We start from the raw sequence: 26,636 nt of genomic DNA on the forward strand, positions 1-26,636 counted from the left end.
AACATATTTTGCAATTTTGCTGCATATTCAATACAATTCCAAGGCATTCTACCCCCATTTTTGTTTGTTGCCAAAGATAAACACTATTTATGGATATACCAAAATTTGTTATATTAATTTTAAGTTTTATATATAATTATTCTATAAAAGAATCTTTAGATGATATTTTTAATCTTACTAACAGAATAACAGAAAATTTCAGTTCATTTTATATGTATACATACTTGATTTTTGTAAATACAATCTATATTTATAAAAACATAAGTTTTATTTATATAAATACAAGTTGTATATATAGAATATGAGAAGACAAAATAAAGTTTCCGGAATGACATCCTACAGAAAACAAATCAATTAAACATATAATATTAAAAGAAATGATTATTTTTGCACATTATTATAAATAAGGACTATGACTGAAATAAAAGCTACTGAAAGTTCAGAAAAGAAAAGTCTGAACTTCATCGAACAAATCGTAGAGAAAGACTTGAAAGAAGGAAAGAACGACGGCAGAATACAGACACGTTTCCCGCCTGAGCCAAACGGATATCTTCACATAGGACATGCAAAAGCCATTTGCATGGACTTCGGAATAGCAAAGAAATACGGAGGCGTATGTAACCTTCGTTTCGATGACACAAATCCTACAAAGGAAGATGTGGAATACGTAGAGGCTATAAAAGAGGACATCCAGTGGTTGGGATTCCAGTGGGGTAACGAATATTATGCTTCGGACTACTTCCAGCAATTATGGGACTTTGCCATCCAACTTATCAAAGAAGGCAAAGCATATATCGACGAACAATCATCTGAAGAGATAGCTGCACAAAAGGGTACTCCAACCCAACCGGGAACTAACAGTCCATACCGTGATCGTCCTATCGAAGAAAATCTTGACCTGTTTATGAAGATGAACAGTGGCGAAATAGAAGAAGGAAAGATGGTTCTGCGTGCAAAAATTGACATGGCAAACCCTAACATGCACTTCCGCGATCCTATTATCTACCGCGTGGTAAAAACTCCTCACCACCGTACTGGTGACAAATGGAAAGCATATCCTATGTATGATTTTGCCCATGGACAGAGCGACTACTTCGAAGGCGTTACTCACTCGTTGTGTACACTGGAATTCGTTGTACACCGTCCGCTTTACGACTTGTTTGTTGACTGGGTGAAAGAAGGTAAAGACCTTGATGACCACCGTCCACACCAGTATGAATTCAACAAGCTGAATCTGAGCTATACTCTTATGAGTAAGCGTAATCTTCTGACTTTGGTTAAGGAAGGGCTTGTAAACGGATGGGACGACCCACGTATGCCGACTATCTGCGGTTTCCGCCGCCGTGGTTACTCGCCTGAGTCTATCAGAAACTTCGTTGATAAAATCGGATATACAACATACGATGCCCTGAACGATTTCGCATTGCTTGAAAGTGCAGTACGCGAAGACCTGAACGCTCGTTCTACACGTGTTTCAGCAGTTATCAACCCTGTAAAACTGATTATCACAAACTATCCTGAAGGTAAGGTGGAAGAAATGGAAGCCATCAACAATCCTGAAGATCCAAACTCAGGAACTCATACTATCGAATTCAGCCGTGAATTGTGGATGGAACGTGAAGACTTCATGGAAGATGCTCCTAAGAAGTATTTCCGTATGACTCCGGGACAGGAAGTAAGATTAAAAAATGCTTACATCGTGAAGTGTACAGGATGTGATAAAGATGAGAACGGAAACATCACAACTGTTTATGCTGAATATGATCCTAACACAAAGAGCGGAATGCCTGAAGCAAACCGTAAGGTAAAAGGTACACTGCACTGGGTAAGCTGTAACCACTGCCTGAAAGCTGAAGTTCGTCTGTACGACCGCCTGTGGAAAGTAGAAAATCCACGCGATGAAATGGCTGCAATCCGTGAGGCCAAGAACTGCTCACCTCTTGAAGCAATGAAGGAAATGATTAATCCTAACTCTCTGACAGTGCTGAACGAATGTTATGTAGAGAAGTTCCTGGCAGATGCAAAACCATTGGATTATCTGCAGTTCCAGCGTATAGGTTATTTCAATGTAGATAAGGATTCTACCCCTGAACACCTGGTATTCAACAGAACAGTATCACTGAAAGATACTTGGAGCAAAATCAACAAGTAATCGTCAGATGAAATAAAAAATAAAGAGTAATATCAACACCAAAGCGGTAAATGATATTACTCTTTTTTATTTTACACAAACTGAAATATTTTATTTTTTCTTACCTATCCATGTAAGCCTGTGCCATACAGTTTCCAGAGGTCCACGCTTGAAATTTCTGAACCACCAGTGAGCAAACAGAACCTGTAGAATCAGAAATACTACACCTACAAACAAACTTGAAGCGGTTCCGCACACCTTATGCAATTCCAGTCCGTAACCGAAATAAAGGAAACTTCCGACAATGGACTGAGAAACATAATCAGTAAGACTCATTCTTCCGTAAGGAGCAAGAAGCTTCTGAACCTTTCCATTGCATGTCCAATAGAGCAAAAGGAATGAAGCAACAATACACAGCATAAAGAACAAATTATACCATGAATTAAGAATTGTCTTCAATGACGAAAGCATGAACTTTATTTCAACCTGAGTGTAGACAAACTCTTTCAAGTAATACATCAGTATAGTTACCGGCAATGAAAGACACAGAACCTTTATCCAGAAATTACGTGACTTAATAAGTTTTTCTTCAGACGAAGCATCGAAATAACCTAATCTTCCAAATAAAAGTCCAATCATAAACAGAGCGGCTGTCTGGAACACACGTCCGTAACACCACGCCCAATTAAGGCTCGCCAACTGTCCGGTGACAAGATTCACCTTAACCATTTCCCAAAACGATGTTCCGCCAAGTTGCGGATATACATCTCCAAGCGAGAAAATCATTTGCTTAGGATTCTCCATAGGATTGAAAGCTGAGTATATAACTTTTATCCATTCTACAGGCTGAATCATCAGGAATAATGCCATTGCAAAAAGCGCCCTGTTACTCCAATGCCTTACAGGGACTAGTACAAAACCAACAATGGCATAGAGAACAAGAATCTCTCCCGGGAAGAATGCGGCATTAATAAATCCAAATCCAAGGAGTAGCAGAAGTCGCCACATGTATCTATTTCTGAAATCTTCTCCCCTCTTCTCCGTACTTCTACTCTGCAAATAGAATGTAAAACCAAACAATAAAGCAAAAATTGCGTATGTCTTACCTGCAAAGGTAAAGAACATCATATCCCACAGACTAGTGTTGAGTGCCTTGATTGTTTCCCCCGAAGCTTCTGGAAACGAATAGAAATTAAAATGTTCAATATTATGCAGCAACATTATCCCCATTACCGCAAAACCGCGCAATGCATCAATAGCCACATTACGCGTACTTTCATTCTGTGTTTTCATCATATTATCAAACAAAAAAAAATGCCACCCACAAACTTATAATAGGTTTATGAATGACATTATGGTTTTTAAACTCTGTACTCTGAAAATATTTATTTCGCAGAATCACCTGTTGCAGGAGCAGCAGCCGCAGCATCAGTCTGAGGAGCAGCAAAGCCGGCAGGTGCATTCAATGGGTTAGTACTCTGTTCTTCTACAGCCTGTTTCATGATAACTGAAGAATTTTCAGCTGCATGAGGAATAACGTATGCAGCGGCAATACTTACCACTACCATGAAGGCAGCAAGTCCCCAAGTAAGTTTTTCGATGAAATCAGTAGTTTTACGCACACCCATAATCTGATTTGAAGATGCGAAACTGGAAGCCAAGCCTCCACCCTTAGAATTCTGTATCATTACAACAAAGCATAGCAACAATGCTGCAAGCACAATCAATACAATAAATAATAAATACATTTTCTTTTATTTTGATTTAGCGTTAATAATCAATCTCTCTAAATATCTCATTTGGTCTGCAAAGTAAATATTTTTTTTTGGATATTTCAAATTTAATTTTTTAATAATTTCCAATGCTTTATCATATCTTTGCTGTTTAACATATATTTTAGCCAATGTTTCCGTAAGATATTCGTCTTCACTTCCTTCTGCAGTTTCGGTATCATCCGATAGAGATTCATTTTCCACATCAACTTCATTACCGCAATCATCCGTATCATCAACTTCATCATAATAATCTTCTCTACTATCTTCCTCCGACATAATACCATCTTTATCTTCCGTAATCTTGCCGGTTTCAGACTTCTGTATAAAACTGTCTATCAAATCCTGACCTTTCAACGGCGAAACTTCAACCTCTTCCTCCTTTTTTCTTCCCGAACCGGAATTCAAAAGAAGTAATGATGAATAATCCATAACAGTATCCATAGGGATAGACAGTTCAGAACTAAACCCCTTGTCATTAGGAATCTCAGACAAGAAACGGTCTATCAGGTCGAGAGTCCTGTCATTGACTACAGGTTTGTCCGCCTGTTCATTCTTTTTGTGCTCTATGGAATATTTGTTACCTTCAATAAAATAGAACAATACGCTCAGGTCTGCAACATATAATGCTCCCCGTCGTAATTCTTCCTTGAAAGAAGGATTATTGAGCAGATAAAGATTTTTTAGATACAGCAACCATGCTGTCTGAAAGTACGGATATCGCGAAATTAGAGAACGAAGCTCACCCAGAGTCTCTTCCCCCATCAGTTCTGGATTGTTTATCCAATCATTGAGTTGCTGCATTTCCATACATTCATCTCCTTACCAGTTAGCAACAGTAGCATTGAATATCTGTTCCACTATCTCGTCAATCATCTGATTAACCAATTCTTCCTGAACGGCAGACAACTGCTGTGTAGAATTATACTCACGACTTGCAGAGAACTGCTGCTCGAAATCTTCCGCATGATTAGTGTTGTTCACAAATCGAACATTTACAGTCATCTTAAGCTCAGCCATTGTAGAATAACCGTCCGAACCTACACCCTTATTGTATGCGTCATAGTTGGTTATCTCACCGGACAGCTGCAAGTCACCGTTCTGTCTCACTTGTTTGAGTCGGGTCTGCTGCATATATCTGTCCTGAAGCTCGGTATTGAACATAGATTCCATAGGTCCCCATACGAATGCGGCAGATCTGTTCGGGAAATTCTCGAACGATATAGTCTTTACCTTATCATAATTGATGGAAGATCCGTTAAATTTATAAGAGACAGTACATGCCGCAAGAAAACATAACGACAGTACCAATACAGATACGATATTAAATCTTGTTATTTTATTCAAGTCCATATTCTTTTATTTTTCTATACAATGTTCTTTCTGAAATCTTCAAGTCGTTGGCAGCATTCTTTCTCTTTCCGTTATGACGCTCCAGAGCTTTTTTTATCATCTCTTTTTCAACATCATCAAGCGAAAGATTTTCTTCCACATAAACCTCCGTATCCTGATAATCCGAATCCGCATGTTTTACAGATACGTTAGAAACAGGAGTTATAGAAGAAACCTTATTTACCGGCTGAATCTGACTTACAGGCTGGATCTGGCTCACCTGCTGATATTGCTGAACCTGCGGCATGACCATCGGCACATCGCTAATGACATCAAGTGTAGGATTCTGAAGGAAATGAGAAGCGTTGTCAACCGGATGAGACACATGATGACCTGCAGCTTCACGTTCCGTCATTATCTCATGTACAAGCTTTTTCAGTTCAGTTACGTCACGACGCATATCAAAAAGCACCTGATAGAGAATTTCTCTCTCGCTTTCAAAACTCTTGTTTCCGGAATGCGCGCCCTTACCTCCAACGAATGCCGGCAGCCTGGAACTGTTTCCCATATCTGGCAGATAAGTTGAAAGAATTTCAGGAGTAATATCCCTGTTGGTTTCTATGATAGAAATCTGTTCGGTAATATTTTTAAGCTGTCGGATGTTTCCCGGCCATGGGTACTCCACAAGCATACGCTTAGCCTGCTCGTTAAGCTGTATGGAAGGCATACGGTATTTCTCTGCAAAATCGGCTGCAAACTTCCTGAACAGCAACGCTATATCATCAGGTCTCTCCCTCAATGGCGGAACCTTAATAGGGACTGTATTCAATCGGTAATATAAATCCTCACGAAAGCGTCCTTCGGCTATGGCATCCGCAAAGTTAACGTTTGTAGCGGCAACTATTCTTACATCAGTCTTCTGTACCTTGGACGAACCGACCTTGATATATTCACCTGATTCAAGGACACGCAACAGTCTTGCCTGGGTTGACAAAGGTAATTCTCCAACCTCATCCAAAAAGATTGTTCCACCATTAGCCTCGGCAAAATAACCGTTTCTGTCGCTTATGGCACCGGTAAAAGCACCTTTCTCGTGTCCGAACAATTCCGAATCTATTGTTCCCTCAGGTATTGCTCCACAGTTGACAGCTATATACGGTCCGTGCTTCCTGCGGCTGAACTGATGTATTATCTGCGGAAAACTTTCCTTACCAACACCACTCTCACCGGTAACCAGTACCGACAAATCCGTAGGTGCCACCTGCATAGCAATATCAATAGCCCTATTAAGTCCCTCGGTATTACCTATAATACCAAAGCGTAACTTTATATTTTGAATATCCGACTTTACCATATTATAAAAAATTATCTGCCAAATTTACAAAATCTTTGGAAAGAATCAGTAAATATGGCAGAAAATTACTTTAGAACACTGTACGTATCATCAATCTCACACCCCACTTGTTGGCTGTAGGAAGATGATTATAGTTAAGACGTCTCACATATTCTATATGCAAAAGCTTGAATATATTGTGAATTCCGGCCGTCACCTCAACATACGGAACTTTAGGATCCATTACATAACTAGAATAATTATAATTACCTGTCCGATCATAATGTCCCGGGAACATCATTAACATATCATCATTCTTGTTCTGCTCAAGGAATGGATTGTTTTTATCCGTAAGCGTACCCCATAAGCACTTGACACCGATAAACTCACGCCATTTCAGTTTCTTGATCAAAGGTATGCGGTTGAAAAGTTTTCCCTGCATATTCCATGATACGTCAAGCGATGCGTAACGGTCGTTCAGGAACTCCATATTATTGATAAGGTTAAATGTTCCGTCCTGTAAAATGTACGACAAGTTTGCAGCCGGCATTATCAGTAATGGGAAAGGAACCTTGTTCCACTGTATTCCACTTTTCAAATGTACGTCAAGATTACCCCACGAACTTAACCAGAAACGCTTATAGGCTGTAGCTTCTGTCATATTATAAGTATAATCACTACCTAAAACACCTTTCAGTCCTAATGTGTGCTGCAAAGTAAACACCGGCGCATCAAGATTTACAGGCAATCGTCTCTGTTTCGTATTTACGAAAGTCTCGCCCGGAGCGTATCTTAAAGTTAAAGAAGCTTCAGTCACTGTTATATCGTGAGTATTGAAAGGCGACTGTACCCATTTCTGTCCGGATAACGAACCGTCTGCTATCGCAGTCTGCAATGCACTTTCGCCAGCCATTGTACGATAGAACAATTCACCACAAGGCTCGTAATTGGCATATCTCAACATTGCTGTTGTCTTGAAACCGAACTCACGTTCACGCTCATACTTGATAGTAGCCTTGCGTTCGTAGTTATACTGATCCACCTGACACACTTTCAAGGCTGTAAACACATTATCCTTGTCTGCATTTATAAACTTATCAGACGGCAACATATTGTCATACTGATAAGTAAACGTCATGGAATGTTTAGGGAACTCTCTCGGAAGATATTCCTTCTTGTCGAACGAATACTCCAGCTCTCCCATATACTTCGACTTTTTGTCCTTGAATCCGTATGCATAATATCCTTTCAGGAAGATATTAGGATGCAGATTAGCCGTAGTCTGTGCAGATGCACGCAATCGTAATCCGTCGATATAGTTCGATGTTATCATCGTATTTATCGGACCTATATCTACTTTACTGTCCTTGCTTGTCTCGACATAACTTTCAATCAAGGCCTTCAATCCGAACATTATATATTTGAATCCCTTTATCTTCGCCAAGTCGTCAAGGAAGCTCCCCATACGTGTTTCCGATTCCGTAAGTTCCTCCTGCCTGTACTTTTTCCAGAACTCATCATCACGCATCATCGCGTTTACATCCTTTATTTCGGAACCTTTCTTCTTGAACAACTTGTCAGGCAACGGTTCGAAAGAAAAATCAAAGTTACGTGTAGTCCTTCTCACCATGTACGACCCAAGGATTTTTTTCAGATATGACAATTCACAGAGCATATCATCTTCCATCAACGACCATTCACCGGTAGGTAATTCTCCGAACTTCTGGTTAATGATCATGTGATCGACGAAATTTATATCAGTCTTTTTCGGAAGATTCATATTACACTGTTTCACCCTATATGTAGAGTCAGCCAAAATGTACAGATGACCTGTGAAACCGAAATCCTGAGAATTATTCGGCACAAACGTCAAATGGAAACACCTGTCGCGCTCCACATATACTGTATCCATTATGTAATATTTGTAAAACCTTATACCGGCATCCGACACTGGACTGTCAAACGGATACTGCAAAAAGCGGAACCTGTCCTGATAAATATCAATATCCTGAAAAACATCTTTCAATACAGTAGTAAGCATATCTCCAGTACTGAACAATTCATTTATACCCTTCGACTCTATACCTTGTATTATTGTTTTTTCAGAACGAGGTTCCTTCCTATAAATTTTCTGCGAAACTGTTTCATCAACAGAAACCGGCAATATACGTTTCTGCGTCACATCACACATTTCCACCTGATCGCGGAGAAATGGATATTTCTTGAAAAGCCAAGATTCTTTCAACGAATCCGGAGTTATATCATTTACGGCAAGTGTTATTTTCTGGTACTTATTATAAAAATAATAGTCTTTATTCTCCAGATTGGTCTTTTCTTTCGAAGCTATAACCTTCTTCATTAACTCCACTGCCGGATTATTCTTTCTTGAATATTTCTCTTTTTTAGGCTTGACCACCACTTCGTCAAGAACCAGATCAGACTTCATGCTTACATTAAGCTCTGTAGTTTTTGACGAGACGGTTATATCCTGTCTGGTGTAGCCGACCATAGAGAATGTCAATTTGTTCCATCCGGAATGATATGGAATTGAATACTTACCGTCAATGTCGGTTATAGTTCCTACCCCCTTGCCATCATAGTATATGTTCAAATATGGGATAGGCTCACCGGTATCTGAATCTATAACAACCCCATGAATCTGAGCATATAATCCCAAAGCCCAAACCCACAAAGCTATCACAACGAGTAATCTTTTTACCATATTAATAAATATATTTTTGTATCTTATAAAACATAATCCGTATATTATCGGAACAATAATGACCTATAAAGTCAGCCCAGTTATTTTTGCATCTAAAAAACAGAGACTCCAATTACTGTTTTTTATAAGGCTTTAAAGGATCTTGTTCGGACAATATCTTTCTGTCTTTACTGAACTGTATAAAGTAAGCTACAAACAGGAATACAGCTATAGCCAGACCTACAATATCGTAAACGCCCAGATGCTGACCATATACATCAACACATATATCAGCCCAAGGAGTGTACATACATATAGTATTGATTAAAATAATAACCAGTCTGAACTCTGTCGGACCAAAAGAGCTGTATGTCAGACGGAACTCACCCTTAATTATAGTAACAATATATGTATATACCGACAGAACCAAATAACCAGCCAGAACCAACAATGCCACATCCAGTCTGAACATAGGAGACAATCCTGCTCCTACACACATTATACATATAGTTATGGCATCCAAAGAATGATCTATGAAAAATCCATAAACAGGGCGTTGCAAATTACGTACACGTGCCAATGTTCCATCAAGGCTGTCACCATACCAGTTTAATACCATACCAAACGAGGCCAGCCATAAATACATTATATTACTTGCCGCCAGCACGCATCCCAAAGCATAAACCAAAGCACCTATAACCCCCATATAAGTTAAAAAATCCGATGTTACCCAACGTGGTTGACGCTGTGCTAACCATACCAATGCTACTTTTTCAGCCCTGTTAAGTATTGATGTCTGAATTCTTTTTGACTCTTCTTTTCCCATACCACTCTCTTTTAATAAAATCTTACGTTTTTTCCTATATTATCATTTATCTAACATCTTGCGTCAAAAGTATCTCGAATATCTTTAAATCTTCAGGATACGTCAGTTTCAAATTAAATCTGTCTCCATCAACCATATACAGCGGAGTATAATCCAATTGAGACATCAATATATAAAGCGATTGCGAAACAAGACCTTTTTCATTTGCATCATTCAGCGCCTTCGCCACACAACCCAACCTAAATGTTTGAGGTGTCTGTACCATAAACATTTTCTCCCTCAGGAAATGCCTCTCGGAAGAAACTCCGTCTTCACTGTATAAATAGGACTCATTTCCTCTTACTACAGTAACAGCATTACCTCTTTCCATACATGATGTTATATTGTCGGCTATTATCTTGTCTGTAATAAAAGGTCTGACCGATTCATGCACCAAAACTATATCATCTTCACTGTAGCCTTTGTCAAGCAAATATCCTATACCTTTTGATATTGACTCCTGACTATTGCTACCACCTTCAACTATAACCTCAAGTTTTGTTATATTATATTTTAAAGCCAGTGCTTTAAGTTTATCAATCCATCCATTCAGACATACTACAATAATAACATCTATATCATTGCTTTGTTCAAATTTCAGCAAAGTATGAATTATGACAGGCATTCCCTGCAACTCCAGAAACTGTTTTGGAGTATCCTTATGCATCCTTCCTCCAGAACCTCCTGCCGTTACAAAAGCTATCTTTTTCATATATTTACATCTAAACAATAATCCTTATACATTTTCTTACAGAAACTCTCATGTCTGTATCTCATGTAGAAAAACAAGATATTAAGAACAGTTACTTCGAAAACGAAGAAAAACCATGGTTCTTTCACAAGTACAGATACAAAAAGAACAAAAGCCCTAGTATCGAATGTAAGAATATTTGTATATTTCATCAATGGCTTACTGTTTCTTCTATATTCATCCCTGAAATCAGAAGGTATATCCTCTCCTTTTTCCAACCATTTTCTTTCCAGCCCACGCAACAGTTTCTGCAAAGAAGGCGACAAGCTTTCCTGACTTTTTGTATATTTTATATAGAAGAACAGATAAAGCTTTTCAAACCAGTCGGACTTCCAGCTAAGAGATTTCATCTTTTCCACCTGTCGGGATGACTTGTCAAACTCGGAATTTATATTGCCTTTCTGAAAAAACATGTGGATGTTTCTATAATAATCTGCAAGGGCACACTGCTTACTATGGCAAATAAAACCGGAAAAAGCAGCCAATAACCATATATATATACCCCATGTATCTGTAAGACGGAGACATATAAAGAAATATATTGAGAAGAACCATAAATCTCCGGCAAAACCATCCAAGACACGTCCCAACAAACTCTTCTTGCCGGTCATTCTGGCCAACTGACCGTCTGCACAGTCATACCAGTTTGCCCAGACAAGCAAGAATATACCCAACAATGCATGCTTCAGGTCGTCAAAATAAAACATATATCCTGCCAGCATACCCAATATGATGGATATTATGGTGACTACATTAGGATGCACTCCCAACTTTTTAAAGAACAGAGCCCATAAATACCCACTTGAACGAGTTACGTATATTTCAAAAAAGCCCTCTGTATCTTCTGATTTTAATGTTGATTTCAGTCCTTTTTTAAACGAAACTAAATCCATGGTCTTATTATTTATTGCCTACCTTCATCAATGCTATACCAATGATTACACATACCACTTCCCTAATTCTTATCAGAAGCGCCATGAATACGCCATAAGAATATGGGATAGACAGCAACGCCACCGACATGACAAATCCACCTTCGCGCGCACCAAGCTGCATTGGAGAAAAGAACATCAGATTGGCAAACAATGATGTAAACGCCAATATCAATATACTGTCGAAGAAACTTGCATCAGTAGAAAATATCAACAAAATGATATATACCTCAAGACAAGATACAACTCTTGCTATAAATTCCAATGACAATGAAGTAAAAAACGTATACTTATTATTCCTATACAAGTCCTTTATCTGATTGTCTATCTGTAAAAAAGTCTCTTCCTTTTTCTCTATTAATCTAGTTATCTTGTTTTTTATAAAAGGCACACGCTGCAAAAAACGCATCAACTTCATTACCATTCCCGAACGGTACCCTTTTATAAAAAAGTAAATTCCTATCATACATGCCACCACAAAAACACTCATGATTATAACGTATGTGCGGTTTATTTGGTTATAGTATGACAATATATAAATAAGCAGCGAGAACAACCAAAAACAAAAGTGCGAGAAAATATGCATCATCACATACAATATCACACTTGAAGATGCCTTTTCTATTCCTACGTAGGGTTTCAATTCCATTATACGGTAAGGTTCGCCTCCCATCAGCCCAACAGGCGTGGTAGAGTTCAGCGCAAACCCAGTAATGGTATATTTGAACACCTTCAAGAAAGGAACCTTAACCCCATTCAACCCATTACAAATAATAGCATACCATGCTCCCGCATTTATAGCATATATAAACATCCATAGCAACAGTAACACAGGAAACCATATACCGGCTTTTCTCAAGCATGACACTACATCTTCGTATGTCATGTCCATTCCAAAAAGCATTATTACTATGGCTACAACTCCTACTATGAAAAATATATTCCTGAATTTACTCTTCATATTCAGCGTCAAGTTTCAATTTATCGCTATCATCGCGTTTCTCGTAATACTGTTTGCGAAGCGGATTCGCACTTATCTCTCTCTCCATACATCTGTTACGGAATACGTCGATAGCCACATAAATGGCCTGACGGAATGAATCTTCCGAAGCAATGCCTTGTCCGGCAATATCATATGCCGTACCATGCGCAGGTGATGTCCTTACAATAGGCAAACCTGCTGTATAATTTACTCCCTCATCCATAGCCAAAGCCTTGAATGGAGCCAATCCCTGATCGTGATACATAGCCATAATACCATCGAAATGAGTAAAGTTACCTGATCCCATAAAGCCATCGGCAGGATAAGGGCCAAAGCACTGGATTCCCTTTGCTTTCAGTTCTTCAATTGCTGGAATAATTATATCCTGTTCTTCTGTTCCAAGAAGGCCATTTTCTCCAGCATGCGGATTCAATGAAAACACAGCAATGCGCGGACACCCAATTCCGAAATCCTGTTTTAACGATTTATGGAATATTTCTATTTTTTCCTCAATCAATTCTTTGGTAAGTATAGACGGGATTTCCCTGACAGGAACATGACCTGTAACCAAAGCCACTCTGAAATCATTCTTCATAAGAATCATCAATGACTTGTTGCCATCTCCCACACGTTCTTCAATATATTCTGTATGACCAGGAAAATGGAATGTTTCTGACTGTATTGTGTGCTTGTTGATAGGAGCAGTCACCAATACATCTATTCCACCCTCCCGATAGTCAGCTAAAGCTCTTTCCAAAGCATCTAACGCAGCCTTTCCTGCTTCTGCAGTAGGCTTGCCAAGCTCCACTTTAAGTTCTTCAGCCGTACAATTCAAGACATTCAGTCTGCCATCTTGAATTTCTTTTGTAGAATTTATTATGCTGAAATTGGCAGAAATATCCATCGCTTTACGATGATATGCCGCCACTTTTGGCGAACCGTACACTACCGGCGTACATAATTCCATCATTTCCGGTTCAGCAAAGGTTTTCAGAATAACCTCATAGCCTACTCCATTGATGTCACCGTGGGTGATTCCCACTCTTATTTTACGTCTTTCCATGTCTATACTTATTATGATATATACTTATTTTATAGAGTCGCCGGTTATTGTAATCTCTGTCACACCAGCCCCTATAGGCAACTCAAACACCTCTTTCTGTGCAGGAAGCTTTAAAGTGTAAAGACACGCTTCAAGCTTACGCATCAGGTCACGCTTCAATTTATCAGGTTTAAATACAAAAGCCTCAACCACTATTACCCTGGCATTAGCTCTGTCGACCCTTACATGCGACACGAAAGGACCTCCCATGGCATCATTTCTCATTTCCCAAAGTCCTCTCGCTTCAAAAGCATAATCACCTTTGACAGCAATATTCTTTACATCCACAAAGATCGAATCGGCTGTCTCCATATACATACCTTCCTCTGATCCAGGGATATTAATTTTCATTACAGAGTCACGCTTATTTATAAAAAATTCTTTTGTAAACGTATTGTTATCCCTGAACGGATAAGAATACATCACGAAATTCATATCATTAAGATTCGTTGAAGCCCAAAAGAAGTCCTTGCCCGTCTTAAACGAATTCAGTTCATTAGGCATCCAGATATCACAGTCGAACAGGCTTCCCACTTTTGCAGAAATAGTTCCATTGTGTTTTTCACGCATAAGATTAATCTGACGGTTCATTTCTGCACGTGTAAAGAAATCTACAATCACCTGTCCGTGCTTGCTTACATATTCCGCAAATTCCTGCTGGCTTGGCGACTGTATCGTCATTATCATCTGTGGCGAAGCATACGCGTCGCGAACATACTTGAATTTGGTCTGAGTATAAATATCCTGAATATCTGCGATTATGATATTTCTGAAAATTCGCATCACACGATCAAAATGCGCAGGACGGATACGTGAGATTCTGAACGAACGTTCTGCCTGAGGCAATCCCGGGACATCTGTGTCGAGCACGTGATACAAAGCACTGTCCGGACTCATCCAGCAATTGTCGTCAGCTACAACCAACACTTCGTACGGTCTTCCACTTGAGACCGGAGTTATAATACTTTTACCGTCGTTACAGCATGATGCCAACATGGCAGCCAATACCACGAAGCTAAAATAAAAAGCAATACGTTTCATATTCTCAATTTCTTATTGGTTTACACATTATTTTTTTCAGCCTGCTGCTTGGCAGTAGAAAGCATCCCGCAAGCCGCAAATATATCTTCACCTCTGGAAGCCCTGATTGTTGCAAATACTCCATGTTGAGTCAGATAATCACGGAATTCAACCATAGATTCCATATCAGTACCTTCAAGATCCACATTCGGTATGGCATGAAAACGTATGAGGTTCATTCTGCAGTCAAGTCCTTTCAGAATTTTGACAAGTTCCTTGGCATATGTCAGGCTGTCATTTACTCCTTTGAAAACAATATATTCAAACGAGAGACGTCTCTGCTTGCTGAAATCATATCGCTTTAATATTTCTATAATTTCCATTATAGAAAAAGCTTTCTCGGCAGGCATAAGTTCACGTCTCTGTGCCGGAAAAGGAGAATGCAGACTCACAGCCAGATGACAGTCACTTTCTTCAAGAAATCTTTCCAAGCCTTTTTTCAGGCCTACAGTTGACACTGTAATCCTTTTCGGACTCCATGCGTATCCATAATCCGCGGTGAGTATTTCCAAAGCTCTAAGCACCTCATCCAGATTATCAAAAGGCTCACCCATTCCCATGAACACAACATTAGTCAGTGTATCCCTCTCAGGGATGGAATAAATCTGATTAAGTATCTGTGCGGCAGTCAGGCTGTTGGTATATCCCTGCTTGCCCGTCATGCAGAACTTGCAGTTCATCTTGCATCCTACTTGAGACGACACACACAAGGTCGCCCTATCATCATCAGGAATATATACAGCTTCAATATAATCATTTTCCGGGGTACGGAATAAATATTTTACAGTTCCATCTACAGAACGCATCTCGTGTACAGGAGGATTTGCCCCAACTTCATACTTTTGCGACAAAAGTTCACGGTTTTTCAGTGACAGATTTGTCATTTCATCTATTGAGGAAACTTTCTTTTCATACAGCCACGAAGCAATCTGTTTTGCGGTAAACTTTGGCATACCTAAATCCAAAACAACAGATTGAAGTTCGTTCAAAGTTTTACCCAAAAGTGGTGATTTTATATCAGTCATCATTCAGTTATATACAGTTAGCGTACAAAGGTAGCTAAAAAATAGCATAAAACATCTATTATTTCCCAAATTATGACTTTCAAACGACATAAAGGACAATATTATCCGACGAATTGACCAGTAAACCGGACATAATACATGAAATAAATAAGTAAAGGCATTTTGCTCCAACGTCCAAATCTTGAACTATGATTACATTATAATCTTTATATAGCATGCCTTCAAAACTTTTTTCAGCAATAGCCTATTCTGATAATTACGTCTCTTAGTAATCATAGGAAATAATAGTAACAACCTCCCAAACATTGGGATTATCAGTAGTATAAAAATAGTAGTAAGCTAATATTATTTAATTTATTTCGACAACTAGGCCAATCATAAAGAAACAACATATCTAAAATTAATAACAGAAAGACACAAAAACAGCACAATAAAGTAACATCATCAAACCACAAACCAGTTCTTATAAAAAACAAATATCAAATAGCATCACAATTAGCATCAATTTTAAACAACCAAAATAAGCAACAATGTTAATCACTGCAACAAATTTAACACTCATCACAAATAAAATCCACTAAAATCATCACAGAAAGTGAACTGAAGTGTGACTTTAATCGACCTGAAATCTTAAATAGAATGACAAAGCATTTTTCTCATGATGATTTTTCATCTGATTTTTACGCTATTTCATCATAAATCATCAACAAAACAAAGAATACAGATTAATGCATTATATGATTATTACAATACATATTAACAAAAGAAACAATATTTACATATACACCATTTTACTATTAAGCACAAATAGACAACAATAAGTCATATCCAACACCACCCAAGAATAATAAAATCATAAGCTACTCTTAATCCAGTCCGTTTTATTAAAATCTCAAGGTTCCAAAATATCAAATTGACATATTGGAACCTTAATGATTTTCTATAACTATACAAATCTATATTATATCAGCACACCATAATCATCTTCCTGTAGCCTGCAGATATTCACGTTTTTTCAGTTCATAATTAGTATATGCTTCTACGTACTTGTCACGACTCTGCTGATACAATGTTTGTGCATCAAGAAGTTCACTCATTGTAGTTGTACCCGCAGAATAATAGTCCAGATTAAGACGTAAGTTTTCAGCAGACTGTTCAATGGAAAGATGAGCTATTTTTATCTGCCTGTATGCATCGTTCACGTTGTTCCACGAATTCTGCATACCTATAACCAACATATCTCTATTATCCTGTAAAGTGTTCTCTGCATTACATACACTTAATTTCTGTTTCTTTATAGCGTGAGTTCCTCCCCACCATCCGGAAATAGGCACGGAAACTGTTGCAAATCCTACCCAAAACGACTGATCCTGCCCCATGATAAAATTGTCATAGACATATCCACCTCCAATGGCTATTGTAGGAAGATTTTTTCCTATTGCCATTTTATATTGCAATTGGCTGGCTTTCAGGTTCTGTTTTAACAGTCCGTATTCATTCGTCCTTTCCAATGCCTCCAGATGATTGCACAGCAATTCATCGGGTGACTGAGGCAGTTCATCGCTAACACTGAACGCCACGTCAATAGAATCAGATTGAGCACCTATGTATTGCCCTAAAAGACTAAGAGACAATGACAGAGAATTCTCCAACTGAATTTTCCCACTTAGTATATCGTTCCTCTTCAACTGTACCTGCAACAGGTCATTACGGGTTGTAACTCCCGCATCTACCGAAGACTGCACATCATACTGAAGCCTTTCCAACTGTTTTTCCACAGTCGATACAGTTTTAAGTTTCTCTTTAAGCATAACCACTTGCCAGAAATATTTCTCTACAGTAATACGCACCTCGTTATCAGTCTGTTTTCTTTGGAGTTTTTTCACTTCTACTCCTACTTTGGCCAATTTATTACCATTGACAATCTGACCACCGGTGAACAAAGGCAATGCAGCCGAAACTCCGCCTACCACACCATCTTTAAGCATTGACATCTTTGCTTCCGGAGACATCTGCATCTGTACCAAAGGTTCGTTTGCAATAAATCCGGAACCCACGGCTGAAACTGTGGGAAAATACTTTGTAAACGCTTCCTTTTTGTCATGTTCAGCCATCTTAAGATCATTGTCGGCATTCTTGATACGCACATTATTCTGTAATGCAGCTTCAATACATTCATCAAGAGTGTACACGTTCTGCCCTTTTACGGGCAGAACACATGTGTACAACATTAACAGAAGAAGTATATTTTTATTATTTGATTTCATTTTTCTCATTATTATTTTATAGACATTACATTTTTTCGATAGCATTCCGCATAACACGTTTCTTTGTACTGCCTCTGAAAAGAAGCATATACGATATAGGTAATACAGTGAGCAGGAACAACATTGTAATAAGAGTTCCGTAGCATATCACCGTACCCATAGGCATCCACAACCCACTCTTACCTATTATCATCGGGATAACTCCCATAGAAGCGGCAGCCGATGTAAGGAATATAGGACGCATACGTCTGCGTGCCGAATGATAGATGGCATCGCGCACACACAGTTTTTCCTTCTCCCTCAGTTCCTCTGCATAGTCTATCATAATGATACCATTACGTACGATAATACCCATCAGACTTATTATACCGAGAGTACATGTCATACCAAAATCTACCCCTTGTATCAATACACCTACGGCTGTTCCGAAAAGGCAAAGTGTCATACTGAAGAATATCAGCAATGCTATGCTTATACGCTTGAAATGTGCCAGCAAGATGAAGAAGATAATGAATGCGGCTATAGCCAGCGCTGCCATTATAGGAGGCAAATTTTCATTATCCTGTTCGTCATCGCCACCGTACGCCAGAGTCACACCTTCAGGCAATGGTATATCGGCAATCTTCTCCTTCAATCCGGCAGTAAATGCAGCTACATTCACGTTTCTGCGTACATCTGACATCACTGTTATTGTATAGATACCGTTACGCCTTACTATCTGACCATCCTTAACTCCTGGCACGATATCGGCAATCTGCCTCAGCGGTACATTGTCAAGACCTCCCATGACAGGAATCATTTCATCTTTTAGATCAGAGAAGTCTGAACAGTCAGCATTCTTAGATTTTATTGTGACAGGTATGTTATAATCTCCTTCCCACACATTGGCAACGGGCAATCCACTACCGTATCTCATGGCAAGTAATGACTCAATCTGAATATTGTTTACTCCTAATCTTGAAGCCTCATCTTCCTTCAATACCACCTTGGCACAAGTCTGAGGTTCGCTGAAATTGGTCTGCGCCAGTTCCACTTCCGGCATACTTCGCAATAAAGACAAATATCTGTCTGCCACAAACTTCAGACTGTCAAGGTTCTGTCCGCTCAAACGAAGTTCTATAGGATAAACGGCCTGACTGAAACTGATTTGCTTGAATCTGACTCTGGCTCCCGGAAAAGCATTGGTATATTTCTCAGAATATTCATCAAGCAACTCCACAGTCTCAGCATTACCCTGTGTATTTACTATCAACTGTGAATAGTTTGTACCTCCTATCTGAGGAGCATAAGCCGTATGAAATCTGGGTGATGAACATCCCACAAAGGAAGTAACCGACAAAACCCGCGGATCGCTACGAAGAATGTTCCCGACACTGTCTGCCACTATCGCTGTCTTTTCTACTGCCGTTCCGGTTGGAAGATATATTTCTACCGCAAACTGGTCACGATCTGCAACCGGCATCAGTTTTTGCGGGAGTTTTCCCATAAGGAAGATTCCTACAACTACCGAAGCTACACCTGACCCTATAGTCACATAAGGATGAGCAAAGCAAAAATCGAGTACACGATTATAATACTTCTGCAAGACATCCATAAATGAAAATCCTTTCTTTACTGAAGGAATTGGTTTGCGGATAAACCAGAACTGCATGAAAGGGACAAGAAGCATTGCCACCATAAGTGAAATGCCCAGTATCAGCGATATTGACCAGGGGAAACTCAAAAGAAAGTCATGTATCATTCCAGGTATCACTACAAGGAAAGGAAAGAATGTTATGCTTATGGCCAATGTAGCAGAGAATATGGACTTGAAAAAGTGAGTGGCACTATATATGGAAGCATGCCAGCGCGACATTCCCTCTCCTATCTTTTCCAGATAGCTGTCGATGATAACAATGGAATTATCGACTATCATACCCAAAGTGACAATAAGAGCTGCCAGTGTAACTGTATTAAGCTCTATTCCGAAAGCATAAAACAGTCCTAAAGATATGAATATAGTGATTGGTATGGTTGATGCTGCAACAAGGGCTACACGCATAGGCAGCAATAACATCACAACCACCACTACGGCTACTATAGCTATCACGAGTTCATACAGAAAATTGTCCACACTGTCGTCAACCACTTTTGCCTGATTTGTGACATTATACATACGTACTTCAGAAGGCAATTCTTTCTTGAATTCTTCTATCACACTATTTACATCCTCACCCATTTGGACTATATTCTTGCCCTTCTTCATTTCAAGGCTAAGCAAAATACACTTCGTACCGTTGTTCTTTATATAACTGTCGGCATGGGGATATTCCTTTACCACTTTAGCTATATCCTTAAGCCGTAAATTGTTTCCATTTGCATCGGAATAAACAATCTGCTGATGTACATCATAAATCGTATTGTATGATTTATCAACATGTATAGGCAATACATACTCAGGTGTACGGATACATCCACCTGCAGTAACAAAACCTTTTGCAAACAATTGTGTGGCAACAATCTGTTCATTCAGTCCGTACTGCGAAAGCTTTGCAGGATCCAGATAAACGGATATCTGCTCGTGACGTTCACCGCTTACTGTTATCCTTCCCACACTGTTCACACGCCTGAGCCTGTCTTTAAGTTCGTCCATATAGTCAGAGAGTTCACGGTAAGTTTTATCCTTGCTCTCCATTGTTATAAGTAATGCTGATGTATCACCGAAATCATCCATCACCTGCACTGCAAGTACATTCGAAGGCAGTTGTGATTTAAACGTAGCCACTCCATGTTTGAACTTACTCCAGAACTCGTCCTTATTGGTCAGTTCGTCAACCAGTTCCACCTGAATAAAGACCATCCCATCACGTGTCGTGGAAAATGTTTTTTCTTTCTTTACCTCCTTGTATGTGAATATATAATCTTCAAGAGGTTTTGTCACTTGTTCCACCATCTCGTTAACGGTATTTCCTGGAGCGGCAGCTACCACAAGCCCCTGACGGATAGTAAAATCAGGAAACTCATTTTTCTGCATTTTCGGCAAACTGTATATACCGAATGCAACCAGGCAGCATGTCACCAGTATGATAATCTGACGATAATGCATAGCCCATTCTACTATATTACGTTTCTTACCATCCATAATTCCAATAATGACATTCTACTGTGATATTACATAGACAAAAGTATTCCTTCGCTTACTTTCTGCTGGCCTTCTACTATTATTTCATCTCCCGACTGAAGACCTGACTCTACAGTGACTCCAGAAGAAGTGAAACCACTGCAAACTACGATGCGTTTGGCAGCCTTGCCAGAATTGTTCAACCATACGAAATAGTTGTTATCCTCATCCAATTGAATTATCCCGGCAGGAATAACTACACTCGGTGAGCCAGACTCATTTGATATATATACTTCAGTAACCATTCCAGGCATTACATCGCCTGCCGAAGATGATTCGTCTATCTTTATCTTTACCTCATAAGAACGTGATATGGAATTTGCCAGGATTCCCTTTTCTGATACCATACCACACAACTTCATATTCTCAAGTGCAGGAACAACAATTACAGCTTTCTGTCCCTTTTCGATACGTGATATCTCATTTTCAGGAACAGAAATCCTGACATTCATGTTATGGCGACTTACAATATTAAATACCGGTACTCCCGGAGCTACATTCTGGCCAACTTCGATAGATTTCGAAGATATAACTCCGGAATATGGAGAATAAAGCTTGCAGTCGTCAAGATTCTTTTTTGCCATCTCTTCCATTGACTTGGCCTGACGATACTTGCTCTGTATATCAATCCATTTTATCTCGGCCAGACTACCCTTCTCATGAAGTTCTTTCATTCTGTTATAGGCATCTTCCGCCTGATTAAGCGAAGCTTTGGCAGCCTTATATGCGCTTAGCATTGAAGATTCATCTATTGTGGCGAGGAGCTGTCCCTGACGCACTGTCTCACCAAAAGTAGCATAAACATTGCTAACTGTACCCAATACCGGAAAACTCAATGCTGTAGTATTTTCCTCTTTCACTGTGCCTGAATAAAAATACTCACTGCTACTGTCCGAAAATTCAATCTTTTCTACCTTTACCTTTACTGATGTTTCATTGTTTTGCTTATGTTCCTCATTTCCGCAACCCGCAAAGAAGAACAACAATGATACTGGAACTAAAAATAGCTTGTCCATAACTGTTTAATTTAAAAAATCATTTATCAAAAAACATGGCACAAAGGAAATCCATTTCAGTAATTTATCGTGTATATAAAACACTCCATAACTGTCCTATTTTTCCGTAATATATCAGAATCGGAAAAATAGAACAGTAAACTGGTAATACAGACTATTACTTATTTGAAAAGAATAACTTTATTTGCATCAAAAAACATAAGAATATAAGTAATGGATAAAGAAAAGGATGTTGAGAACGAAGGTATTGCTTACAAGGATGACAGAGTTATAATCCTAAGTCATGTAAACGAAGTAAATTTAATCAACCATTCACCTATTAAAACCGAATGGTTCATCGTGGTATTATGCACCAAAGGAAAAGCCGAATTAAAAATAAACAAGAATTTATACTCATTAAAAGAAAATGATTTGCTGATATGTCATCCTCAAACCATTCTGGAAAATGAAATGACCGGATCAGAATTTAATGTCTGCGGTTTCTGCTTGTCGCCTGAATACATAAGACAAACATTTGTAATAACAGCAAATAACTGGAATGCTAAGCTATTTCTTGAGAACAATCCTATTTTATCATTGGATAATGATGAATGTGAGCTGTTTCTGCAATATTATAGCCTCATCAAATCCAGACTTACATCAAAATCTACACACAAGAAACAAGTACTTGATTTATTGCTGCAGGCTTTCATGTATGAATTTCAAGATGGTATGGATAAGCATGTAAATCTAAACCCGCCAAGATATAATTCTGCAGACAATCTGTTTTCATCATTTATAGAACTTATAGCAAATTCTTACCCCAAAGAACGTTCTGTAAATTACTATGCAGAAAAGCTATTTGTCACGCCCAAATATCTCTCTGCAATATGCAAGGAGGCATGTGGGGAAACGACCTCGGACATTATAACAAGATATGTAAAAAAGGATATAGAAACTCAACTCAAGGACCCACAGATAAGTATAAAAGAAATCGCAAACAGACTTAAATTCGAAAACTTGTCTTTTTTTGGGAAATATGTAAAAAGAAATTTCGGAGTTTCCCCAAGAGAATACAGAGAAAACATTACAGAAAATAAAAAGTGATGATTCATATATATCATTAATATATGAACCATCACTAATAAAATATTTACCTTTTTATTATTTTCTCTTGTAATCTTTCACAATTGCCTCAGTTATCCAGTTAGCCAAGGCCTGGCGGTTATTAGGAATCACCAGGCGTTTCTGGTCAAGGGCATTCTGCATATTACCAAGCTCCATAAACACTGCGACAGGAGTAGTATTTTTCAGAACGTAAAGATTACGCTCGCTTACTGTTCCACCAAATCCTCTACCGGGCTGATGTTTTCTGTATTTACCTTTGAAAGTCTTTTGAATTTCTGTTGCAAGACGTTCGCCGTATTTGCTGTTCGGGGCATGGTAAAAATATACGTCTGTCTGCTTGCTTCTTGAACGGCTGTCAACATGAATGAATATAGCACGCTTGTAACTGCTCTTATCCTTACGGTAGAGATTATTTATAGCTACACACCTTTGTTTCAAGCGTTCAACCTGATTCAAAGGTATCGGCTTGCCCATACAAGTTTCACGCTTGCTGTTCTTCAGGATATAGGAGTCACGGATACCGTCCTTTGCATCCTGAATTATAAAATATACCTTTGCCCCCCTCTCCAGAAGTTCCTTACCCAAACGAAGTATTATATCGTAAGCGTATTCATCTTCATGAAGTTCCTTTCCCTGATACTTACCTATACAACCCGGATCAGGTCCTCCATGACCACTTACGAGATAAAAGACAGCACCCTTCAACGATGAAGAACTTACCGTATAGAAGGAATGAGATTTACCGAAAAGAGGTTCTTTCTTAGTTTGAGACGATACCGAAAAAGATATTACACAAAAGAATGACAATAAAAAACAAATGCGCTTCATACCTTTACCGTCAGTCTTTTAACATTTCATCTATTTTCTTGCACAATGACTTGAACTCATCGTCATTGAAAAGTCTTGTCATCATTACAATCTTTCCATTACGGTCGATAAGCACATTTCTGGTTATTCCGGCATTTCTTTCCGCATAAAGCGCAAAAATATCTGCCCCAGGATCAAGTCCTAGAGGATAAGTGACTTTTGTCTTCTTAGCAAATGCTTTCACACGCTCCAGCGGTTCATCACGGTCTATACCGTAAAGAGCAAACTGCTTGTTATCCTTGTGCTTCTGCCATATATCACTCTCTATAAAAGGCATTTCCTTACGACACACACCGCACCAGCTCGCTGTAAACTGAAGCATTACCACTTTTCCGCGGAGTGATGAGAGCTTCACTTTAGTTCCGTCAGTGAGAGTCATTTCGAAATCAGGGGCCATATCCCCTACCTTTACTATATATCCCGCCTTATCGGCTACAGGGTTTTGCGACATTAAATTTGTTACACCAAAAAGGCAGAAGAACATGGCTGCCAACATAATAAATCTTTTCATACTATTCTGGAATATAAAATTTATAGAGCGTAAAAATACAAAAAAACATCGGTACATTAAAATGCGTGAAACATTTGTAAACATAAAAAAGATGAACAACAACATCTATAGTCTGCAAAAACCATAAAATGTCATTGTTCATCTTCTTTTATTATGATATCACCTTATTACAAAGGCATGTTTCCATGTTTCTTAGGAGGATTGCTCTGACTCTTGTTCTGAGTCATTTCCAATGCCTGAATAAGTTTATATCTTGTATCTTTAGGAAGAATGATTTCATCAATATATCCCTGCTCAGCAGCACGATATGGATTAGAGAATTTCTCCTTGTATTCTTCTACTGCCTTAGCCTTTTCTTCAGGAGTAGCCTTGCGATAAAGGATATTTACAGCTCCATCAGCACCCATAACGGCAATCTCAGCTGTAGGATATGAGAAGTTTACATCCGAACCGATAGGCTTACTGTTCATAACGATGTATGCACCACCGTATGCCTTACGTGTGATAACTGTAATCTTAGGCACTGTAGCCTCAGCGTATGCATAAACAATCTTGGCTCCGTGACGGATGATACCATTGTGTTCCTGATCGCATCCAGGCAAGAATCCAGGTACGTCAACAAACGAGATGATAGGAATATTGAAACAGTCGCAGAAACGGATGAAACGAGCTGCCTTGTCAGAAGCGTCAATGTCAAGCACGCCGGCAAGATATGCAGGCTGGTTTGCTACGATACCTACAGAACGACCTCCCATACGGGCAAATCCCACTACCATATTCTTTGCAAAGTGTGGCATTACTTCGTAGAAGTACTGATTATCGACTACAGGCTCGATGATATTCTTAATATCGTAAGGCATGTTCGGGTCGTCAGGAATTACAGACATAAGCGATTCGTCTGCTCTGCGGATATCATCAGAACATGGCTGGATAGGAGCATCTTCCATATTGTTTGATGGCAGGAAGCTCAACAGCTCGCGGATACCCATAAGTGTTTCTTCTTCTGTATCACAAAGGAAGTGAGTTACACCACTCTTGCTGCTGTGTGTGTATGCACCGCCAAGTTCTTCCTTATCTACTTCCTCGTGAGTTACAGTCTTAACCACATCCGGTCCTGTGATGAACATATGGCTCTTTTCCTTCACCATGAAGATGAAGTCAGTAAGTGCAGGAGAATAACAAGCACCTCCGGCACAAGGACCCAGGATAGCAGAAATCTGAGGGATTACACCTGAAGCGATAGTATTCTGATAGAAGATAGAAGCATAACCAGAGATACTTCCCACACCTTCCTGAATACGTGCACCACCAGAGTCGTTCAATGCAATTACAGGAGCACCGTTCTTGAGTGCCAACTGTTGCACTTTAACAATTTTCTGTGCGCCTGTCACACTAAGTGTACCGCCATATACAGTGAAATCGTAAGCATATACATAAACCAGACGTCCGTCAACTTTACCATAACCGCACACGATACCGTCGCCAGGAATATGGTTCTTTTCCATACCGAAGTCGGTACAGTGATGTATCACTAACTTGTCTATTTCGTTGAATGTTCCTTTGTCAAGCAACATGTCTATACGTTCGCGGGCTGTCATATGTCCGTTGGCATGCTGTTTTTCCACACGCTCTACTCCACCGCCCTGAGAAGCCTTCTTGTCAAGCTCCTGAAAATATTTGTATTGTTCTTCTGTTGTCATAA

General features: G+C 39.1%; 21 protein-coding genes. 2 read left to right on the top strand and 19 right to left on the bottom strand.

The window, feature by feature from the left end:
• The first annotated feature begins 412 nt into the window (after positions 1 to 412).
• Positions 413 to 2,152, top strand: a complete 1,740-nt coding sequence (locus Q0486_RS09625; RefSeq protein ID WP_299232412.1) for a glutamine--tRNA ligase/YqeY domain fusion protein — start codon at positions 413 to 415, stop codon at positions 2,150 to 2,152.
• Between the two features lie 90 nt (positions 2,153 to 2,242).
• Here Q0486_RS09625 and Q0486_RS09630 read toward each other — a convergent pair whose 3' ends face one another.
• From Q0486_RS09630 to Q0486_RS09705, 16 genes are all read right to left on the bottom strand, one after another.
• Positions 2,243 to 3,427, bottom strand: a complete 1,185-nt coding sequence (locus Q0486_RS09630) for a DUF418 domain-containing protein (protein ID WP_299232415.1) — start codon at positions 3,425 to 3,427, stop codon at positions 2,243 to 2,245.
• A gap of 89 nt (positions 3,428 to 3,516) precedes the next feature.
• The gene (secG, locus tag Q0486_RS09635; protein ID WP_299232417.1) at positions 3,517 to 3,879 is read right to left on the bottom strand and encodes a preprotein translocase subunit SecG; all 363 of its coding nucleotides are present in this window, start codon (positions 3,877 to 3,879) and stop codon (positions 3,517 to 3,519) included.
• A 6-nt stretch (positions 3,880 to 3,885) separates the two neighbouring features.
• Positions 3,886 to 4,713, bottom strand: coding sequence for a tetratricopeptide repeat protein (locus Q0486_RS09640; protein ID WP_299232419.1), 828 nt, complete (start codon positions 4,711 to 4,713; stop codon positions 3,886 to 3,888).
• 12 nt (positions 4,714 to 4,725) lie between these two features.
• Positions 4,726 to 5,256, bottom strand: coding sequence for an LptE family protein (locus Q0486_RS09645; protein WP_289075585.1), 531 nt, complete (start codon positions 5,254 to 5,256; stop codon positions 4,726 to 4,728).
• The gene (locus Q0486_RS09650) at positions 5,243 to 6,589 is read right to left on the bottom strand and encodes a sigma-54 dependent transcriptional regulator (protein ID WP_299232422.1); all 1,347 of its coding nucleotides are present in this window, start codon (positions 6,587 to 6,589) and stop codon (positions 5,243 to 5,245) included. Before Q0486_RS09650 ends, Q0486_RS09645 begins: the two co-directional genes overlap by 14 nt.
• A 70-nt stretch (positions 6,590 to 6,659) precedes the next feature.
• Entirely contained in the window at positions 6,660 to 9,290 is a 2,631-nt protein-coding gene (locus Q0486_RS09655) for a DUF5686 and carboxypeptidase-like regulatory domain-containing protein (protein WP_299232424.1), read from the bottom strand.
• Positions 9,291 to 9,402: 112 nt separating this feature from the next.
• Positions 9,403 to 10,095: a CDP-alcohol phosphatidyltransferase family protein gene (locus Q0486_RS09660; RefSeq protein WP_299232426.1), complete on the bottom strand. Its 693-nt coding sequence runs from the start codon at positions 10,093 to 10,095 to the stop codon at positions 9,403 to 9,405.
• A gap of 46 nt (positions 10,096 to 10,141) precedes the next feature.
• Positions 10,142 to 10,846, bottom strand: coding sequence for an IspD/TarI family cytidylyltransferase (locus Q0486_RS09665; RefSeq protein WP_299232428.1), 705 nt, complete (start codon positions 10,844 to 10,846; stop codon positions 10,142 to 10,144).
• Complete coding sequence (locus tag Q0486_RS09670) at positions 10,843 to 11,778, bottom strand: CDP-alcohol phosphatidyltransferase family protein (protein ID WP_299232430.1); 936 nt, start codon at positions 11,776 to 11,778, stop codon at positions 10,843 to 10,845. The genes Q0486_RS09665 and Q0486_RS09670 overlap by 4 nt, the downstream gene beginning before the upstream one ends.
• A 7-nt stretch (positions 11,779 to 11,785) precedes the next feature.
• Positions 11,786 to 12,778 (bottom strand): lysylphosphatidylglycerol synthase transmembrane domain-containing protein, encoded by a 993-nt coding sequence (locus Q0486_RS09675; RefSeq protein ID WP_299232432.1) that lies wholly within the window; start codon positions 12,776 to 12,778, stop codon positions 11,786 to 11,788.
• Positions 12,768 to 13,862, bottom strand: a complete 1,095-nt coding sequence (gene pdxA, locus Q0486_RS09680) for a 4-hydroxythreonine-4-phosphate dehydrogenase PdxA (protein ID WP_299232434.1) — start codon at positions 13,860 to 13,862, stop codon at positions 12,768 to 12,770. The genes Q0486_RS09675 and pdxA overlap by 11 nt, the downstream gene beginning before the upstream one ends.
• A 24-nt stretch (positions 13,863 to 13,886) precedes the next feature.
• Complete coding sequence (locus tag Q0486_RS09685) at positions 13,887 to 14,942, bottom strand: DUF4837 family protein (RefSeq protein ID WP_299232436.1); 1,056 nt, start codon at positions 14,940 to 14,942, stop codon at positions 13,887 to 13,889.
• Between the two features lie 20 nt (positions 14,943 to 14,962).
• On the bottom strand, positions 14,963 to 16,006 hold the full coding sequence (gene rlmN, locus Q0486_RS09690) for a 23S rRNA (adenine(2503)-C(2))-methyltransferase RlmN (protein ID WP_299232617.1): 1,044 nt from the start codon (positions 16,004 to 16,006) through the stop codon (positions 14,963 to 14,965).
• Between the two features lie 980 nt (positions 16,007 to 16,986).
• Positions 16,987 to 18,273 (bottom strand): TolC family protein, encoded by a 1,287-nt coding sequence (locus Q0486_RS09695; protein ID WP_299232438.1) that lies wholly within the window; start codon positions 18,271 to 18,273, stop codon positions 16,987 to 16,989.
• A 25-nt stretch (positions 18,274 to 18,298) separates the two neighbouring features.
• Positions 18,299 to 21,394: an efflux RND transporter permease subunit gene (locus Q0486_RS09700; RefSeq protein WP_299232440.1), complete on the bottom strand. Its 3,096-nt coding sequence runs from the start codon at positions 21,392 to 21,394 to the stop codon at positions 18,299 to 18,301.
• 29 nt (positions 21,395 to 21,423) lie between these two features.
• Positions 21,424 to 22,449, bottom strand: a complete 1,026-nt coding sequence (locus Q0486_RS09705; protein WP_299232442.1) for an efflux RND transporter periplasmic adaptor subunit — start codon at positions 22,447 to 22,449, stop codon at positions 21,424 to 21,426.
• Between the two features lie 213 nt (positions 22,450 to 22,662).
• Between Q0486_RS09705 and Q0486_RS09710 the strand changes: the two genes are divergently transcribed.
• Positions 22,663 to 23,535, top strand: coding sequence for a helix-turn-helix domain-containing protein (locus Q0486_RS09710; protein ID WP_299232444.1), 873 nt, complete (start codon positions 22,663 to 22,665; stop codon positions 23,533 to 23,535).
• A gap of 57 nt (positions 23,536 to 23,592) precedes the next feature.
• Here the strand turns inward: Q0486_RS09710 and Q0486_RS09715 are convergent, their stop codons facing one another.
• From Q0486_RS09715 to Q0486_RS09725, 3 genes are all read right to left on the bottom strand, one after another.
• Positions 23,593 to 24,384, bottom strand: a complete 792-nt coding sequence (locus tag Q0486_RS09715) for an N-acetylmuramoyl-L-alanine amidase (protein WP_299232446.1) — start codon at positions 24,382 to 24,384, stop codon at positions 23,593 to 23,595.
• Positions 24,385 to 24,394: 10 nt separating this feature from the next.
• A complete protein-coding gene (locus tag Q0486_RS09720) occupies positions 24,395 to 24,907 on the bottom strand; it encodes a TlpA disulfide reductase family protein (RefSeq protein WP_299232620.1) in 513 nt (170 codons plus the stop codon).
• Positions 24,908 to 25,101: 194 nt separating this feature from the next.
• Positions 25,102 to 26,634 carry an acyl-CoA carboxylase subunit beta gene (locus tag Q0486_RS09725; protein ID WP_299232448.1) on the bottom strand — a complete coding sequence of 511 codons (1,533 nt, stop codon included), beginning with the start codon at positions 26,632 to 26,634 and terminating at the stop codon, positions 25,102 to 25,104.
• Between the last annotated feature and the right edge of the window lie 2 nt (positions 26,635 to 26,636).

Source organism: uncultured Bacteroides sp., assembly GCF_937912035.1.
Taxonomy (GTDB): Bacteria; Bacteroidota; Bacteroidia; order Bacteroidales; family Bacteroidaceae; genus Phocaeicola.

Coding starts and splice junctions, on each gene's coding strand:
- Q0486_RS09625 (WP_299232412.1), top strand. CDS start 413: ATGACTGAAATAAAAGCTACTGAAAGTTCAGAAAAGAAAAGTCTGAAC.
- Q0486_RS09630 (WP_299232415.1), bottom strand. CDS start 3,427: ATGATGAAAACACAGAATGAAAGTACGCGTAATGTGGCTATTGATGCA.
- secG (WP_299232417.1), bottom strand. CDS start 3,879: ATGTATTTATTATTTATTGTATTGATTGTGCTTGCAGCATTGTTGCTA.
- Q0486_RS09640 (WP_299232419.1), bottom strand. CDS start 4,713: ATGGAAATGCAGCAACTCAATGATTGGATAAACAATCCAGAACTGATG.
- Q0486_RS09645 (WP_289075585.1), bottom strand. CDS start 5,256: ATGGACTTGAATAAAATAACAAGATTTAATATCGTATCTGTATTGGTA.
- Q0486_RS09650 (WP_299232422.1), bottom strand. CDS start 6,589: ATGGTAAAGTCGGATATTCAAAATATAAAGTTACGCTTTGGTATTATA.
- Q0486_RS09655 (WP_299232424.1), bottom strand. CDS start 9,290: ATGGTAAAAAGATTACTCGTTGTGATAGCTTTGTGGGTTTGGGCTTTG.
- Q0486_RS09660 (WP_299232426.1), bottom strand. CDS start 10,095: ATGGGAAAAGAAGAGTCAAAAAGAATTCAGACATCAATACTTAACAGG.
- Q0486_RS09665 (WP_299232428.1), bottom strand. CDS start 10,846: ATGAAAAAGATAGCTTTTGTAACGGCAGGAGGTTCTGGAGGAAGGATG.
- Q0486_RS09670 (WP_299232430.1), bottom strand. CDS start 11,778: ATGGATTTAGTTTCGTTTAAAAAAGGACTGAAATCAACATTAAAATCA.
- Q0486_RS09675 (WP_299232432.1), bottom strand. CDS start 12,778: ATGAAGAGTAAATTCAGGAATATATTTTTCATAGTAGGAGTTGTAGCC.
- pdxA (WP_299232434.1), bottom strand. CDS start 13,862: ATGGAAAGACGTAAAATAAGAGTGGGAATCACCCACGGTGACATCAAT.
- Q0486_RS09685 (WP_299232436.1), bottom strand. CDS start 14,942: ATGAAACGTATTGCTTTTTATTTTAGCTTCGTGGTATTGGCTGCCATG.
- rlmN (WP_299232617.1), bottom strand. CDS start 16,006: ATGACTGATATAAAATCACCACTTTTGGGTAAAACTTTGAACGAACTT.
- Q0486_RS09695 (WP_299232438.1), bottom strand. CDS start 18,273: ATGAAATCAAATAATAAAAATATACTTCTTCTGTTAATGTTGTACACA.
- Q0486_RS09700 (WP_299232440.1), bottom strand. CDS start 21,394: ATGGATGGTAAGAAACGTAATATAGTAGAATGGGCTATGCATTATCGT.
- Q0486_RS09705 (WP_299232442.1), bottom strand. CDS start 22,449: ATGGACAAGCTATTTTTAGTTCCAGTATCATTGTTGTTCTTCTTTGCG.
- Q0486_RS09710 (WP_299232444.1), top strand. CDS start 22,663: ATGGATAAAGAAAAGGATGTTGAGAACGAAGGTATTGCTTACAAGGAT.
- Q0486_RS09715 (WP_299232446.1), bottom strand. CDS start 24,384: ATGAAGCGCATTTGTTTTTTATTGTCATTCTTTTGTGTAATATCTTTT.
- Q0486_RS09720 (WP_299232620.1), bottom strand. CDS start 24,907: ATGTTCTTCTGCCTTTTTGGTGTAACAAATTTAATGTCGCAAAACCCT.
- Q0486_RS09725 (WP_299232448.1), bottom strand. CDS start 26,634: ATGACAACAGAAGAACAATACAAATATTTTCAGGAGCTTGACAAGAAG.